Source organism: Vibrio sp. 10N.286.48.B8 (genome assembly GCF_003050085.1).
Taxonomy (GTDB): domain Bacteria; phylum Pseudomonadota; class Gammaproteobacteria; order Enterobacterales; family Vibrionaceae; genus Vibrio; species Vibrio crassostreae.
In genome coordinates this window covers 157,587-174,344 of sequence record NZ_PIGD01000007.1, presented here as the reverse complement: position 1 = coordinate 174,344, position 16,758 = coordinate 157,587, and the positions used below count along the sequence as shown (strand labels likewise).

General features: G+C 45.7%; 12 protein-coding genes. All 12 read right to left on the bottom strand.

The features are described from left to right. Positions 1 to 44: 44 nt before the first annotated feature. On the bottom strand, positions 45 to 2,771 hold the full coding sequence (gene secA / locus CWO08_RS10915; protein ID WP_048658034.1) for a preprotein translocase subunit SecA: 2,727 nt from the start codon (positions 2,769 to 2,771) through the stop codon (positions 45 to 47). A gap of 388 nt (positions 2,772 to 3,159) precedes the next feature. After that, positions 3,160 to 4,077, bottom strand: a complete 918-nt coding sequence (gene lpxC, locus CWO08_RS10910; protein ID WP_010434751.1) for a UDP-3-O-acyl-N-acetylglucosamine deacetylase — start codon at positions 4,075 to 4,077, stop codon at positions 3,160 to 3,162. A 96-nt stretch (positions 4,078 to 4,173) separates the two neighbouring features. Then, a complete protein-coding gene (gene ftsZ, locus CWO08_RS10905; protein WP_017059291.1) occupies positions 4,174 to 5,403 on the bottom strand; it encodes a cell division protein FtsZ in 1,230 nt (409 codons plus the stop codon). Between the two features lie 31 nt (positions 5,404 to 5,434). Further along, positions 5,435 to 6,703, bottom strand: a complete 1,269-nt coding sequence (ftsA, locus tag CWO08_RS10900) for a cell division protein FtsA (protein WP_010434747.1) — start codon at positions 6,701 to 6,703, stop codon at positions 5,435 to 5,437. After that, positions 6,696 to 7,388 carry a cell division protein FtsQ/DivIB gene (locus CWO08_RS10895; RefSeq protein ID WP_017629344.1) on the bottom strand — a complete coding sequence of 231 codons (693 nt, stop codon included), beginning with the start codon at positions 7,386 to 7,388 and terminating at the stop codon, positions 6,696 to 6,698. Before CWO08_RS10895 ends, ftsA begins: the two co-directional genes overlap by 8 nt. Positions 7,389 to 7,666: 278 nt before the next feature. Then, entirely contained in the window at positions 7,667 to 9,127 is a 1,461-nt protein-coding gene (murC, locus tag CWO08_RS10885) for a UDP-N-acetylmuramate--L-alanine ligase (RefSeq protein ID WP_102432159.1), read from the bottom strand. Positions 9,128 to 9,140: 13 nt separating this feature from the next. Continuing rightward, positions 9,141 to 10,202, bottom strand: coding sequence for an undecaprenyldiphospho-muramoylpentapeptide beta-N-acetylglucosaminyltransferase (gene murG / locus CWO08_RS10880; protein WP_048658033.1), 1,062 nt, complete (start codon positions 10,200 to 10,202; stop codon positions 9,141 to 9,143). A gap of 12 nt (positions 10,203 to 10,214) precedes the next feature. Beyond that, a complete protein-coding gene (ftsW, locus tag CWO08_RS10875) occupies positions 10,215 to 11,411 on the bottom strand; it encodes a cell division protein FtsW (protein ID WP_108020428.1) in 1,197 nt (398 codons plus the stop codon). Between the two features lie 22 nt (positions 11,412 to 11,433). Next, positions 11,434 to 12,750 (bottom strand): UDP-N-acetylmuramoyl-L-alanine--D-glutamate ligase, encoded by a 1,317-nt coding sequence (gene murD / locus CWO08_RS10870; RefSeq protein ID WP_108020427.1) that lies wholly within the window; start codon positions 12,748 to 12,750, stop codon positions 11,434 to 11,436. 57 nt (positions 12,751 to 12,807) lie between these two features. Further along, on the bottom strand, positions 12,808 to 13,890 hold the full coding sequence (gene mraY / locus CWO08_RS10865; protein WP_048658030.1) for a phospho-N-acetylmuramoyl-pentapeptide-transferase: 1,083 nt from the start codon (positions 13,888 to 13,890) through the stop codon (positions 12,808 to 12,810). Continuing rightward, on the bottom strand, positions 13,887 to 15,260 hold the full coding sequence (gene murF / locus CWO08_RS10860; protein WP_108020426.1) for a UDP-N-acetylmuramoyl-tripeptide--D-alanyl-D-alanine ligase: 1,374 nt from the start codon (positions 15,258 to 15,260) through the stop codon (positions 13,887 to 13,889). Before murF ends, mraY begins: the two co-directional genes overlap by 4 nt. Continuing rightward, on the bottom strand, positions 15,260 to 16,744 hold the full coding sequence (murE, locus tag CWO08_RS10855; protein WP_108020425.1) for a UDP-N-acetylmuramoyl-L-alanyl-D-glutamate--2,6-diaminopimelate ligase: 1,485 nt from the start codon (positions 16,742 to 16,744) through the stop codon (positions 15,260 to 15,262). Before murE ends, murF begins: the two co-directional genes overlap by 1 nt. Positions 16,745 to 16,758 lie beyond the last annotated feature (14 nt).

Here is a 16,758-nt window from a genome sequence, read left to right as displayed (position 1 = left end):
CCACCAACGCAGCTATCATGCGCTACAACAACGATTCATTAAACTTACGCGATTTTACCGTGACACTGCTTGTACTTCTTGCCACTTCCACATGGACATGGCTCGTTACGACCCACTTTACGCTCATCACGTACTACCGTTTGTGGAGATGCCGCTTCAGCTTCATTGTCACCTAGCTGGTTTTCAGCCGTTGCATGTTGTGCCTGTGCACGACGCGCCGCTTCTTCAGCTTGAGCTTGACGTTGAGCTTCCATCTTTTCAACTTCTTCTTGTTGCTGAACGCGAACTTTAGAAAGGATGGTAACAACGTCTGTTTTTAGTACATCTAGTAGGCCTTCAAACAGTTCAAACGACTCGCGCTTGTACTCTTGTTTCGGGTTCTTCTGAGCATAACCACGCAGGTGGATACCTTGACGAAGGTGATCCATCGCAGCCAAATGCTCTTTCCAAAGACCGTCTAGCGTTTGTAGCATCACAGATTTCTCGAAGTTACGCAGTACTTGAGCACCAACCACTTCTTCTTTCTGTTTGTACGAATCAACCGCCATGCCAAGAATACGCTCACGCAAAGCTTCTTCATAAAGCTTGTCGTCTTCGTCTAACCAACCTTGAATATCAAAGTCTAGATCAAAGTCATTCTTCAGACGATCTTGTAGACCCGCGATATCCCACATGTCTTCAAGAGACTGAGGTGCGATGTATTCATCAATGACTGATGCCAGTACATCTTCACGGTTGTGTTCGATCATCTCACTGATGTCGTCAGAACTCATCAGTTCGTCACGAAGCTCATAAACCACTTTACGTTGGTCATTGGCTACATCATCGTACTCAAGAAGCTGCTTACGGATATCGAAGTTACGACCTTCAACTTTACGTTGTGCTTTTTCAATTGAGCGAGAAAGCATCTTAGATTCGATCGCTTCGCCTTCGTCCATACCACTTTGGATAAGACCAGCCATACGATCCGATGTAAAGATACGTAGCAGAGAATCTTCCATTGATAGGTAGAAACGAGAAGAACCCGCATCACCTTGACGACCAGAACGACCACGTAGCTGGTTATCGATACGGCGAGATTCATGACGTTCAGTACCTATGATGTGCAGACCACCTGACTCAAGTACTTTATCGTGGATTACTCTCCAATCAGCTTTGATCTTCTCGATCTGCTCTTTGGTTGGATTCTCTAGCTTCTCAACTTGTGCCTGCCAGCTACCACCTAACACGATATCGGTACCACGACCGGCCATGTTAGTTGCGATAGTTACCGCACTCGGCATACCAGCTTGTGCAACGATCTCTGCTTCCATTTCGTGGAACTTAGCATTTAGAACGCTGTGCTTAATTTTTGCTTTTTTCAGTGCATTAGACAGTAGTTCAGACTTCTCGATAGAAACCGTACCAACCAGTGATGGCTGACCAGCTGCGACACGGTCTTTGATGTCTTCAATGATCGCGTTGAACTTGTCTTCTTCAGTACGATAAACCACATCTGGCATATCGTTACGCACCATAGGTTTGTTGGTTGGGATAACCACTGTTTCTAGGCCGTAGATAGACTGGAATTCGAAAGCTTCAGTATCGGCAGTACCTGTCATACCTGACAGTTTTTCGTATAGACGGAAGAAGTTCTGGAATGTAATCGATGCTAGCGTCTGGTTTTCATTCTGAATCTTCACTCCTTCTTTAGCTTCAACAGCTTGGTGTAAACCTTCAGACCAACGACGACCTGGCATAGTACGACCAGTATGTTCATCAACGATAACCACTTCGCCTTCTTCAGTAACGATGTAATCGACGTCTTTCTCAAACAATACGTGTGCACGCAGCGCTGCATTAACATGGTGCAATAGGCTGATATTTGTTGGAGAGTAAAGCGTGTCACCCTCTTCCATCAGACCGTTTTTCACCATTAGCTCTTCTACAAATTCTTGACCGTTTTCAGTCAGGTGAACCTGCTTCGATTTCTCGTCCATGGTGTAATGACCTTCACCACGGTACTCTTCAGAATCTTCTTTATCTTGGCGCTCAAGGTTAGGAATCAACGTGTTAATACGCGTGTAAAGATCTGAACTATCTTCAGCTGGGCCAGAGATAATAAGTGGAGTACGAGCTTCATCGATTAAGATTGAGTCAACTTCATCGACAACAGCGAAGAAGCGTTCACGTTGAACACGATCTTCAGCACGGAAAGCCATGTTGTCACGTAGGTAATCGAAACCAAACTCGTTGTTTGTTCCGTATAGGATGTCAGCTTGGTACGCTTCTTTTTTCTCTGGCGGAGCCATGTTTGGCACGTTCACGCCAACCGTCATACCAAGGAATTCAAATAATGGGCGGTTTGTTTCCGCATCACGCTTCGCTAGGTAGTCGTTCACCGTTACTACGTGAACACCTTTGCTAGGTAGGGCGTTAAGATAAGCTGGTAAGGTTGCTGTAAGAGTCTTACCTTCACCAGTACGCATTTCTGCAATTTGGCCAGCATTTAGAACCATGCCGCCAATCATTTGCACGTCAAAGTGACGCATGCCGTAAACACGCTTAGACGCTTCACGTACCGTAGCAAATGCTTCCGGTAGAAGCTGGTCTAGCGATTCACCTTTATCTAAGCGCTCACGAAACTCAACCGTTTTTGCTTTTAGCTCTTCGTCTGAAAGTGCTTCAAACGTTGGTTCGTAGTTATTAATTTCTTTTACAATTTTTCTAAGGCGGCGCAGTGTTCTGTCATTGCGACTGCCAATTACCTTTGTCAGCAGCTTAGTAATCATGTGCTTGGAATCTCTTCGTTCTCAGATCGTCCGCGATCTATTTTAAATGCCGTCAGTCTCTACTAGCTATGAACTAGTCTTCAGTTACTAACCAAGGATACTGAGATAAATCTAGTATCTTTGATATTGTACTTGAGAGTAGAGTTTTCAAGGCTTGAGTTAAAATTAATGCCCTTTAGTGTAAGTAATTATCACACCAACGACCATTTATAACCCCATTTGTTTGATGTGCTTGGAACTTTTCTTTCTAATTGCTGACGAATTAGCCAGACTGTAGCCCATTGGTAGTCAACTTTCGGATGTTGACGACACTGTATCTGGAAAATAGATACAAAAAAACCAGGTCAATGACCTGGTTTTCGAAATCTTATATTGTTGTAAACAACAATTACGCTAGAACCATTCCTGGCTCAGCAAATGCAACAGGAGAGCCTACTTCTTCTTCGAATGTTGCCCATTCCCAAGCTTCTGCGTCAGCAAGTACTGCACGTAGTAGTTGGTTGTTTAGGCCGTGACCTGATTTGTATGCACGGAACTCACCAATAATAGCGTGTCCACACATGTAAAGGTCACCAATCGCATCCAGTACTTTGTGAGTTACGAACTCATTGTCAAAACGTAGACCTTCTTCATTAAGAATTCGGTATTCGTCTAGAACGATAGCGTTATCGAAGCTACCGCCAAGTACTAGGTTTTGAGATTGTAGATACTCAATATCGCGCATGAAGCCGAAAGTACGAGCGCGAGAGATTTCTTTCACAAAGCCTTGTGAAGAGAAATCAAACAACAAACGTTGCTCATCAGATTCAATTGCTGGGTGGTTAAAGTCGATCTCAAAGTCCATACGGAAGCCGTTAAATGGAACAAACTCTGCCCACTTATCGCCATCTTCAAAACGGATAGGCTTTTTGATACGAATAAAACGCTTCGCTGCATTCAGTGTTTCTACACCCGCTTGCTGTAGCAAGTATACGAATGGGCTTGCGCTACCATCCATAATTGGGATCTCAGGAGCATCTACTTCAACAATAATGTTGTCGATGCCCATACCCGCTAGAGCTGCGTTAAGGTGTTCCACTGTAGAGATACGTACGCCTTCGTCATTAACAAGAGCTGTACATAGCATAGTGTCACGAACTGACGCTGGATCAGCTGGGAAATCTACAGGTGGATTTACATCTGTACGACGATAAACAATGCCTGTATTTGCAGCTGCCGGGCGAAGAGTAAGTGTGACTTTACGACCAGAGTGGAGACCCACACCAGTTGTTTTCACAATTTCTTTCAGAGTACGTTGTCTGATCATCTGCTTGCCTCGTTATCAGTGCTACAAATCACGGTCAGTATTTACCGACCGCGAATTTTACCATTAATTCGACGATAGTCAAATTTTGGGTATTTGTTAATCAGCCTGACGTCGTAAGAATGCTGGAATATCTAAGTATCCACTCTCTTTCTCAGCCTTAGGTGCTGCACTTTGGCTAGCGCCTGTACCTGAAGAAACAGGAGACGTTGTTGGCTGCGGCTTAACTTGAGGTTTAACCTCAGTTTTTTCTTGCAATGGCTGTGCCACTTTCTCTTCCACTTTTGGTGCAGTCTGAGCCGCTACCTGTGGTTGAGGAGTTGGTGCAACCTTAGCTTTACCACCAGCAACTAATGTAATGTCTGGTTTTTTCTCTGTACCGATACCTGTTGCAACAACAGTTACACGGATTTCATCCGTCATATCAGGGTCTAGAGAAGTACCAATCACAACTGTTGCGTTATCAGATGCGAATGCCTTAACTGTATTACCTACTGTTTCGAACTCATCTAGACGCATATCTAGGCCTGCAGTGATGTTCACAAGAACGCCACGCGCACCAGCTAGGTCGATGTCTTCTAGTAGTGGGCTAGAAATTGCCGTTTCAGCAGCTTCTTCAGCACGGTCTTCACCTTTTGCGATACCGCTACCCATCATTGCATGACCCATCTCAGACATTACGGTACGAACATCCGCGAAATCGACGTTAATCATACCAGGGCGAGTAATTAGCTCAGCGATACCTTGTACAGCGTTTTTAAGTACATCATTTGCACTTGCGAAAGCTTCTAGCAGAGTTACGCCGCGGCCAAGTACTTTAAGTAGCTTCTCATTTGGAATCGTAATTAAAGAATCCACATGCTTAGAAAGCTCTTCAATACCTTGCTCAGCAAACGCTAAACGCTTTTTGCCTTCAAAGCTAAATGGCTTAGTTACAACAGCAACCGTTAGCACACCCAACTCTTTCGCAACTTCAGCAATAACTGGAGCAGCACCTGTACCAGTACCACCGCCCATACCAGCTGCGATAAATACCATATCGGCGCCAGTTAGAACTTCTTTAATTCTTTCTCGATCTTCGAGAGCTGCATCACGGCCAACTTGTGGGTTTGCACCAGCGCCCAAACCTTTAGTGATATCACCACCAATTTGGATCACGCTGCTCACGCTCGTTTTACGAAGTGCTTGTGCATCAGTGTTAACACTGATGAATTCTACACCTTCGATTGATTCACGTACCATGTGCTCAACAGCGTTACCGCCACCGCCACCAACTCCAACGACTTTAATTACTGCATCGTCAGACATTTCCATCATCGGTTCAAACATGTGTTATCTCCGTTTTTTCCTGCAACTCAGGTTAAAACTCTTTTTGTATCCAATTACGCAATTTACCAAATAAACCAGACATAGAAGGTGCTGAACGCTTAGGTTCGCTGTAATCACCTTCATCACTGATCTGACAATCTCTTGCGTAATGAAGTAAACCAACCGCCGTAGAATGATACGGCTCTTTAACATAGTCAGTTAAGCCACTAACTTCTAACGGCTTACCAACTCGAACTTGATTGCGGAAAACACGTTCCGCACACTCTACCAATCCGTCAATTTGTGCCGCTCCACCAGTGAGAACGACGCCAGCTGCAAGGTGGTGTTTAATACCTTCATCGCGTAGCTGTAATTGAACCGTATCAATAGTTTGGTTAACGAGACCCATAAGTTCAGTGTAACGTGGTTCAATCACTTCCGACAAAGTTTGTCTTTGCAAACTTCTCGATGGGCGACCACCAACACTAGGGACGTTAACAGAGTCATCCTTGCTTACGAGTTCACTCAGAGCGCAACCATGGTTTACTTTTATCTCTTCAGCATCGCTCACTGGCGTGCCGAAAGCGAAGGCAATATCACTGGTTACTGCATTTCCTGCGTAGGAAAAGACTTCTGTGTGTCGCAATGCGCCGCCAGTCCAAATGGAAATGTCCATCGTACCTGCACCGATATCTACAACACAGACTCCAAGCTCTCTCTCGTCTTCAGTAATTACCGCATTGCTTGAGGCAAGTCCTGAAAACACGATTTGTTCTACTGTGAGACCACATCGCTCAACAGCTTTAATAATGTTTCTCGCCATGTCGCTATGGCAAGAAATTAGGTGAACACTGACTTCCATTCGAACACCAGATAAGCCAAGTGGGTTCTTAATCCCCTCTTGATAATCAATGGTAAATTCTTGTGGGATCACGTGCAGAATTCTCTGCTCATCACCAATTTTAATTGATTTCGCGGTATGGATCGCTCGATCCATATCGTCTTGAGACACCTCTTCATCAGAGATAGTGCCCATGCCTTTTTCAATTCGGCTTGCGATATGTTTACCCGATAGCGAGATAAATACATTGCTGATTTGGCATTCCGCCATCAACTCTGCTTGATCAATAGCTCGCTGAACCGACTTAACTACCGACTCTAGGTCGTTTACACCACCTTTATCCATACCTCTGGATGGGCTTTGCCCAGAACCAATGATATTGATTTGACCATCAGGCAATATTTCACCAACCAGAGCTGATATGGTCGCAGTGCCTATATCAAGACCAACGATTATGTTGTCATCTGCGGTCTTAGTCATCTGTGCTCTCTTCTAACTCTTGCTCTGGAAACCAGCCTACAGCGGCTCCCGTATCATACCTGAGGTCGATGTAGCTCACTTGATTCGCTTTACTACCAAGTTCGTTGTAAAGCGAAATGAAGCGTTCAACACGCTCATCTAAAGAATCTTTACCTAGTTCTAAACGGATACCGTTATCTAGGATTATTTGCCAAGCGCGACGTTCATTGAGAACGAGTGAGGTAACGGTTAACCCTAGACTGTTAATCAAAGGGGTTATCTGTCGCCACTTTTCTATCACTTCTTGGCTGGTGCCGTCTGGGCCGTAAAGCTTAACTCTATCGCCCTTCAACAGGCCGATATCACCATTAAACACCTGACCATCGTCATTCAACAGCATGTTGCCGTTCCAGATTGCTGCTGCATGGTACTCAGTCAAAAATACTTTTATTGTGTCTGGCCACTGCTTACGAATGGAGACCACTGAAACCCAAGGTAACGCTTCTAAACTGTCTTGCAACACACCGATGTCTTGCGACATGAATGTTCCAATATGCTCTAACTCGCCAAAGGCATGTTGGACATCACCAGCGGTTACGTAAGTTAAGTCGCCTTGAAGTACTATTTTGGAGAGAGGCAATCGCTGATCGTCCCACATCCAAGTCAGTGTGGTATAGAAAAGAAACCCAATGAATAGCAATACCATGACAAAAAAAGACCCGCCTAAAGCGTGTTTCTTGAGCGACGGTAAACTGAATAGGTGGCGGTTTTCGCTAAAAGTACTTTCTACCAAAGCCCGCATTCCCTGTCGTTGGTTCGCAATTCTATTCCCTATCTTCGTAATAGAGGTAAAAGCACTTACTTTAACCTATGAATTATACTGAGCAAAATCAAACTATCAAACGTTGATAATAAGATTTTTGGTCAATTTTAGGTCAATCGCAAGAAACGAGCGATCGACCACAGTATGTAGACGCTATTCTGTTACGCGTTCTGCATTTTATTAATGTCTAACTGTAACGATTCCAACTGCTTCGCCACTCGACCAACATCGCCTGCACCCTGCGTTAAAACAAGGTCACCGCCTTGAATTACGTTGGCTAAAGCCGATGGCAGTGCGTTGATATCGGCAACAAAGATTGGATCTATCTTACCACGCCCGCGAATGGTTCGACTTAATGAACGTCCGTCAGCCCCTGCAATGGGTTTCTCACCTGCAGAATAAACATCTAACAGAATTAGGACATCAACCTGTTCAAGAACGTTCGCAAAATCATCATAAAGATCGCGTGTTCGGCTGTAACGGTGCGGTTGAAAGATCATTACAAGGCGTTTGTCAGTCCAGCCACTGCGAGCCGCTTGAATCGTCACATCCACTTCGGTTGGGTGATGACCGTAATCATCGACCAACATCGCCACGCCTTTACCCGTTTCATACTCACCTAGGTGATCGAAACGGCGACCTGTGCCTTCGGTTCCCGCCATCGCTTTTAGAATCGCTTCATCGCAGATGTCATCTTCTGTTGCAACCGCAATCGCCGCTGATGCATTCAGTGCGTTGTGGCGACCTGGAATATTCAACGTAATATCTAAGTTCGCTTTGCCTTCACGTACCACCGTGAACTTACCTTGTTGACCTTCTTGTACGTAGTTCTCAATACGGATATCCGCATCTTCTGAGAAACCGTAAGTAATCACTTGGCGACTTACCTGAGGGATAAGCTCGCGCACGACTGGATCATCAACACACATCACAGCCTGACCGTAGAATGGCAGGTTGTGTAAGAAATCAATAAACGTCTGCTTTAGCGTTTCAAAATCACCGCCATAAGTATCCATATGATCCGCTTCAATGTTAGTCACGATACTAACCATCGGTTGCAGATGTAAGAATGACGCATCACTCTCATCGGCTTCAGCGATAAGAATACGGCTTGAGCCTAAACGTGCGTTAGTACCTGCACTTTTCACCAAACCACCGTTTACGAAGGTTGGATCTAGTCCTGCTTCCGAGTAAATCTGTGTCACTAGCGCAGTCGTGGTTGTCTTACCGTGCGTACCTGCCACAGCAATGCCGTGACGAAAACGCATCAGCTCAGCCAGCATTTCGGCACGGCGAACGATAGGTGTGCGCGCTTCACGAGCTGCAATAATTTCTGGGTTTTCTTCGTTGATAGCGGTTGAAACCACCACCACACTTGCGTCGGCAACGTTACTCGCTTGGTGACCGATATAAACGGTCGCACCCTTGCTAACTAAACGATCGGTCACTGGGTTTTGAGCAATATCAGAACCCGTGATCTGGTAGCCTTCATTCAACAGGACTTCAGCGATCCCGCTCATGCCGGCCCCACCAATACCAATGAAGTGGATAGATTTAACACGGCGCATCTCTGGCACCATTGCACGGATTTGCGCTAAGTCTTGGGTATGTTCAATCGTCATCAATTCAATCTCATTATTTTGCTAAAGCTTTAATCGCTTCAGCGACGGTCACATCAGCATCAAGCTTGGCAGCTTGACGCGCTTTTGTAGCCATCATTTTTAATTCATTTCTATCAAGCTCGGCGATGGTGTTCGCTAGCTTATCAGCCGTCAGTTGAGGCTGTTCAATCATTAGCGCTGCGCCACACTCAACCAAGTGATCGGCGTTCAGTGCTTGTTGTCTGTCTTTGTGCATAAACGGAACGAAGATAGAACCTACACCCGCCGCAGAGACTTCAGATACAGTTAATGCTCCTGAGCGACACACTAATAGATCTGCCCACTCATAAGCTTGCGCCACATCATCAATAAATTCAGTCACTTGAACATTATCTACAGAGTGTGATTTATATTGTTCAATCACTTGTTGTTGATTGTTCTTACCCGCTTGGTGCATCACTGTGAAGCCTTCGCCAAGCTGAGCCATCGTCACTGGCAAGGTATCGTTGAGGATTTTTGCACCCTGACTACCGCCCATAACCAAGATACGGATGTCACCGTCACGCTCTGCTATGCGTTGCTCTGGTTCAGCTAAGGCAACCACATCTTCACGTACTGGGTTACCCACTACTTCTGCAGTAGGAAATGCACCAGGGAAGGCTTGGAAAACCTTTTTGGCAATCTTAGACAGCCACTGGTTAGTTAAACCTGCCACTGCATTTTGTTCATGCAGAACCACTGGAATGCCGGACAACCATGCCGCGATACCACCCGGGCCACTTACGTAACCACCCATGCCAAGTACCACATCAGGCTGCCAAGCTTTAATGTGCTGTCTTGCTTGAAGTATGGCATTAATAATCTGAAACGGCGCTTTAATTAACTTGCTAATGCCTTGACCACGCAGGCCTTTCACCTTGATGAAGTCGATCTCAATGCCATGCTTTGGCACTAAATCCGCTTCCATTCTATCTGCTGTTCCTAACCAGCGAATTTCCCAACCTTGTTGCTGAAGCTTTTTAGCTACCGCTAACCCTGGAAAAACGTGACCGCCAGTACCACCAGCCATCACTAAAAGTTTTTTGTTTTGTTTCATAACGTTAGATTCTTATTCTACTAATTCGTTTTGATTATCGGCTTGTTCTTTCTGCTGCATTCGGCATTCGTGATCGATACGCAGTAGCATAGACACCGCCACCGACATCACGATAAGACTTGAACCACCATAACTGATCAGCGGTAAGGTTAAGCCTTTGGTTGGGACGATACCTGAAGCAGCCCCCACATTAACAAGCGTCTGAAATGCAAACCAAATACCAATACCAAATGCCAGATAACCACTGAATACTTGGTCGTTTTCAAAAGCCTTTTTACCAATAAGAATGGCTTTAAAAACCAAGCTAAAGATCAGCATCAACACTAAGGTTACGCCAACAAAACCCAATTCTTCTGCCAACACAGCAAATACAAAATCGGTGTGCGCTTCCGGTAGGTATTCGAGTTTCTGAATTGAGTTACCCAGCCCTTGCCCCATCCAATCACCACGGCCGAACGCCATCAATGACTGAGTTAGCTGGTAACCACTGCCGAACGGGTCGTTCCAAGGTTCCCAGAATGAGGTAACACGTCGAACACGATAAGGTTCTATAACAATCAAACCGACGACCGCGGCAATACCTGCCACCATCAAGGCGATAAACTGTGAAAGCTTGGCTCCCGCAATGAACAGCATGCCAAACAGGGTAACTAGCATTACGACCACTGTACCTAAATCGGGCTGGCCCAGCAGCAGCACGGCAAAAGCGCCGAACACCATGATGGGTTTTGCAAAACCACCGAAGAAGGTTTTTCTCACTTCGTCTTGTTTACGAACCAAGTAGCCCGCCATAAAGATAAACAGCGATAACTTGGCGACTTCAGCAGGTTGTAAGTTAAATAGCCCTAAAGGGATCCAACGCGATGCGCCATTAACCGACTTACCGACGGCTAATACCACAATCAGCAAGAAGAAGGACAAGCCCAGTAGATACATACTGTATTGAAACCAGCGCTGCATCGGGATTTGCAATATGACGCTGGAGACACCTAACGCCAACACAAGGAAGATGGCATGACGGAACATAAAGTGAAACGGCTGATCGGTTAAACGAGCACTGATAGGAAACGAAGCCGACGTTACCATCACTAAGCCCGTCAGCATCAGTCCAAGAGCAATCCATACCAATTGACGATCGTAAAGCGCCTCTGGTGTGGCACGGTTAAGCCATTGCCAAATGGATTGATTAATCACTTTCACTCTTTGCACTGAATGTTAGTCCTTCAACACGTTAGGCATACTCATGAGCAAGTTCAGTGAACGCATCACCTCTTGCCATGAAGTTATTAAATTGATCGAAGCTGGCACACGCTGGGGACAACATCACCATATCACCGGCAACTAACTGCTTCGAGATACTCTCAATAATGTCACGCATAGTTTCAAACGTCTCAGACGATGGGTGCAACGGCATAAATTGCGCGGCATCTTCACCAAAACAACACAATTGAACGCGCTCTAGTTGCGACAACACAGGCTTAAGCTCACTGAAGTCGGCACCTTTACCAACCCCACCAACCAGAAGATACAAAGTACCTTGGCACTCTAAACCCGACAGAGCCGCTAATGTACTGGCTACGTTGGTCGCTTTTGAGTCATTAACCCATTTGATTTCGCGCTTGTCAGCCACCACTTGGCAACGATGCGTCAAACCATTGTAGGCCTTCAAGGCTTCAAGGCTTTTGCTGTAATCAATACCGACTTGTTTAAGCAGTGCAAGCGAGACTAACGCATTTGCCACATTGTGACGTCCAACCAATGTTAAATCTTGGGTAGCAAGTACAGGCTTACCGTTGTCCATGAGCCATTCAATGCCGTCAACTGTCGCGACACCAAACTCTTGGTCATCGAGTCCGAATGTTACTAATGACATGTTGTGGTCTGGATACGTCTCTTTGTCGTCGCGGTTTACAATCGCATATTGAGCATTATTAAAGATTCTTAGCTTGGCATCGCGGTAATCGGCCATGCCTTGGTAGCGATCCATATGGTCTTCTGACAGATTCAGAAATGCTGCTGCTGCTAAGTTTAGGCTTGATGTTGTTTCTAACTGAAAGCTTGAAAGCTCAAGAACATATAAATCAGCATCAAGCTCTAGAAGATCTAAGGCAGGAATACCGATGTTGCCACCCACACCGACATTCAAACCTGCAGCCTTTGCAAGTACGCCAGTAAGGTCGGTCACAGTGCTCTTGCCGTTAGAACCCGTGATAGCTACAACGGGTTTGTCTACCGCCCAGCCAAATAGTTCAACATCGCCAACAACCGGGGTTCCCGCTTGAATAACATCTTGTATTTCAGGGGTCGCGAGTGCGATACCTGGGTTAGCTACCACCAAATCAGCTTCCGCTAACCATTGGCTATTCCAACTTCCAGAATGCAGCTCTACCGATTCAGGTAAAGATTCCTTTCCTGGTGGTAGCTCTCGCGTATCAATTACCTTCACATGCGTATGAGGCTGATATTTTACGAGATGTTTAACGACAGAGAGCCCGGTAATACCGAGCCCCACAACCACTACATTTTGAATATTTTGCCAACGTTCCATTTAAACAAGATGCTCTTAATAGTTTTAAAGAGCCCCTACTCAGAGGCTCACACAGGATTAACGAACTTTCAGTGTCGCTAGGCCAACCAGTACTAATACCATTGAGATGATCCAAAAACGCACGATAACACGCGGCTCTGGCCAACCTTTCAGTTCATAGTGGTGGTGAATCGGTGCCATGCGGAAAATACGCTGACCACGCAATTTGTAAGAGCCCACCTGCAGAATCACTGACAGGGTCTCCATTACAAATACACCGCCCATGATAACCAGTACCAACTCTTGGCGAACTAACACAGCAATCACACCCAATGCACCGCCCAGTGCTAGCGAACCAACATCGCCCATGAATACTTGAGCTGGGTAGGTGTTGAACCATAGGAAACCTAGGCCTGCACCGACGATAGCAGTACATACAACCACAAGCTCAGAAGTGTACGGGATGTATGGAATGTGTAGATATGCCGCGAAGTTAACGTTACCTGTCGCCCATGCAATCACAGCAAAACCAGCAGCAACCATAACCGTCGGCATAATCGCCAAACCATCTAGGCCGTCTGTTAGGTTTACCGCGTTACTGGTACCCACAATAACAAAATAAGTCAGTACGATGTACAATAAACCTAATTGTGGCATCACATCTTTAAAGAAAGGAACAACCAGTTGGGTTGCCGCAGTATCGTGTCCGTGAGCATACAGAGCAAACGCCACAACCAATGCAATCGCTGATTGCCAGAAGTACTTCCAGCGAGCGATCAAGCCATCAGTGTTTTTACGAACCACTTTACGGTAGTCATCAACAAAGCCAACCGCACCGTAACCGCCAAGCACAACCAATACCGCCCAAACGTAAGGATTAGAAAGATCAGCCCACATTAATACCGTAATAATAATGGCAGCTAGGATCATCACGCCGCCCATGGTTGGTGTACCACGTTTGCTAAAGTGAGATTCAGGACCGTCGTTACGAACAACTTGGCCAATTTGTAGCATTTGCAGACGCTCAATTAAACGAGGTCCCATCCACAACGACAGACATAAAGCCGTCAAAATACTCGCGATTGCACGAAACGATAAGTATTCGAACAAACGGAAAAAAGAAAAGTGTGGCTGTAGTAGCTCTGCAAGCCAAATTATCATGAAAAGTTCTCCTTTAAAGCAGCGGCTATTTTACTCATTCCTGCACTATTCGCGCCTTTTACCAACAAGGTATGTGGCGCGTTTTCTGGCAAGCTTAAGTGCTGCTCTATGTGCGCGATCATCGCTTGATGCGTTGCAAAGTGGGTACCATTACAGACCTCACTAATCACCTTGGTATCATCACCGTAAGTGAGTACATGCTCAAAAGCGAATGGGGCAGCATATTCACCGACTTGACGGTGAAGTGCAAGGCTTTCGTCGCCTAATTCAGCCATATTGCCTAAAATCAACCAACGCTGACCTTTGAAGCTAGACAGTAGTTTAGCTGCCGCCTTCATCGCGGGTACGCTGGCGTTATAACTGTCATCTATCAGCTTGATATTCTGACTTAATTGTTGAACCTCAACTCGCCCTTTGACAGAGATAAGATTCGCTAAACCATTTTTTACTTCTTCAAGCGTGGCACCAAATTGGATACTCAACGCTGCTGCAGCCAACGCATTCGCTACGTTATGCTGACCAATAATGCCAAGCTCAACAGGCATAGCGCCTTGCGGTGTTTGCATCTCAAAACAAGCTTCGCCCTGCTCATTAATGCGAATATTCTTAGCAAAGTAATCCGCCGTGTTGTCGCTTTCTGAAAATGTCAGTACCGTTTTATCTGCAAGTACTTCATTCCAAAAGTCGCCACCGTTGCTTTCTAGATTAACAATAGCAGTATCACCAGCAGCAAGCCCCTGAAAGATTTCACCTTTCGCTTGTTTAACACCATCAATTGAGCCAAAGCCCTCTAGATGCGCCGCTGCGACGTTATTAACTAATGCCACCAGTGGTTTCACAAGCTGGGTGGTATAGGCAATTTCACCAATGTGGTTCGCGCCCAGTTCTATCACAGCATAGTCGTCATTGGGTTCACTGCGCAGCAATGTTAGTGGTACTCCAATATCATTATTGAAGTTACCCGCTGTAAACAGCACTTTGCCACGTTGTTGTAGAATACTCGCGACCATCTCTTTGACGGTCGTTTTGCCACAACTTCCTGTTATCGCCATGGTTGGCACGTCACATTGTTTGTGGATCCAAGCACTTAGCTGACCTAAAGCAAGTTTAGTGTCTTCAACAACAACTTGAGTAATATTTAGGTCAAGTTTTCGTTCGACTAACAACGCGCTCGCATTTGCCTCAACCGCTTGATGACAAAAGTCATGCGCATCGAAGCGTTCTCCGACGATAGCGACAAACAATGCGCCTTCTTCAACGGTGCGAGTGTCGGTAGAAACGGCATTAATTACGGCATTGTTTGAGTTAGCATCCTCAATCAATTCACCGCTGACCGCTGAACAAATCTGTTCGAGTGATACATCAATCATTATGAAATACCTAAAAGTTGAAGCGCAGACTCTCGGTCTGAGTAATGTACCGTTTTGTCTTTCAATACTTGGTAATCCTCATGGCCTTTACCAGCCAAAAGAATAATGTCATTACTGCCAGCCTGTTCTAGGGCAAACTTAACCGCTTGATAGCGATCGTGTTCGACGAATGCAGATTCAGGTTCGCTTAAGCCAGCTAGCATGTCTTTAACAATCAAAGCAGGATCTTCGCTGCGAGGATTGTCATCTGAAATAATAATTTTGTCGGCGAACTGCTCAGCCGTTACCGCCATCATTGGGCGCTTACCAGTGTCACGGTCACCACCGCAGCCAAAGATAGCCCACAATTTTCCAGAGCAGTGAACTCGCAATGCTGCTAATGCTTTTTCTAGAGCATCTGGTGTGTGCGCGTAATCGACAACGACTTTTGCTTTGTTTGGTACTTGGAACAATTCCATGCGACCAATAACCGGTTGAAGTTGAGATGCAGTGTCGACCAAGGTTTGCTTGTCGATGCCCAATGACAGCAGAGTCGCGAAAGCAACCAATACGTTTGATGCGTTGAATTGACCAATTAAAGGAACCGAAAGCTGACCTTGCCCCCAGCTACCATCGAAAGACATCTGAATACCTGTTTCTGCATAAGCGACATCAGATGCCCATACCGACTGTTGGTAACCAGACAGAGGAAGTAATGAAACAGCTATCGCATTGGACAAATCTGACATCCACGCTTTGCCGACTTTGTCATCCACATTGATCACAGCGTGCTTGCATTTATGCTCAGTAAACAGGCTCTTCTTAGCCAAAGCGTACTCTTCCATCGTGCCATGGTAATCAAGATGATCACGGCTCAAGTTAGTGAATACACCCACTTCAAAGTCCAAGGCTTTAACGCGACCTTGCACCAAACCATGAGAAGAGATTTCTATCGCAGTATAAACGGCTTTTTCTTCAGCCAACTCACTCAGCGTGCGCTGTATTTCAATCGCACTGCCTGTGGTGTTAGCCGCTATTTTTAGATTATCTAAGAAACCATTACCTGTGGTGCCCATTACTGCTGAGCGTTGACCGACTAGGTCTAGCCACTGAGCAATCAATTGAGTGATGGTAGTTTTGCCATTGGTGCCAGTAACACCAATTAGTTTGGTCGCTTGAGAAGAATAAACTCGACCAGCCAGTTTAGAGAGAATTGAGTTTAGCTCTGCCACATAAACAACAGGAACTGCATTCAACCACTCAACCAAGCCATGAGCTTTATCATCACCCGCTTGTGCAATGACGGCTTTCGCACCTTGAGCGATAGCTTTGTCGATAAAGCGACGACCATCAACGGCATGTCCAACAATGGCAACAAAGATATCACCGTCCTTGATCGCACGGCTATCCAACTCCAATTGCTCAACAGCAATCGCATCTAGCTCAGAAGAACTGAAGTCTCCCCAAAGAGAAAGTAAAGATGACAGCGTGAGGCTATTACTCATATTGAATCCTGATT

Bases quoted from the DNA above. Each gene is read 5' to 3' on its own strand.
- secA (WP_048658034.1), bottom strand. From the start codon at position 2,771: ATGATTACTAAGCTGCTGACAAAGGTAATTGGCAGTCGCAATGACAGA.
- murD (WP_108020427.1), bottom strand. From the start codon at position 12,750: ATGGAACGTTGGCAAAATATTCAAAATGTAGTGGTTGTGGGGCTCGGT.
- lpxC (WP_010434751.1), bottom strand. From the start codon at position 4,077: ATGATCAGACAACGTACTCTGAAAGAAATTGTGAAAACAACTGGTGTG.
- ftsA (WP_010434747.1), bottom strand. From the start codon at position 6,703: ATGACTAAGACCGCAGATGACAACATAATCGTTGGTCTTGATATAGGC.
- murG (WP_048658033.1), bottom strand. From the start codon at position 10,202: ATGAAACAAAACAAAAAACTTTTAGTGATGGCTGGTGGTACTGGCGGT.
- ftsZ (WP_017059291.1), bottom strand. From the start codon at position 5,403: ATGTTTGAACCGATGATGGAAATGTCTGACGATGCAGTAATTAAAGTC.
- murF (WP_108020426.1), bottom strand. From the start codon at position 15,260: ATGATTGATGTATCACTCGAACAGATTTGTTCAGCGGTCAGCGGTGAA.
- mraY (WP_048658030.1), bottom strand. From the start codon at position 13,890: ATGATAATTTGGCTTGCAGAGCTACTACAGCCACACTTTTCTTTTTTC.
- murC (WP_102432159.1), bottom strand. From the start codon at position 9,127: ATGACGATTGAACATACCCAAGACTTAGCGCAAATCCGTGCAATGGTG.
- CWO08_RS10895 (WP_017629344.1), bottom strand. From the start codon at position 7,388: ATGGTATTGCTATTCATTGGGTTTCTTTTCTATACCACACTGACTTGG.
- murE (WP_108020425.1), bottom strand. From the start codon at position 16,744: ATGAGTAATAGCCTCACGCTGTCATCTTTACTTTCTCTTTGGGGAGAC.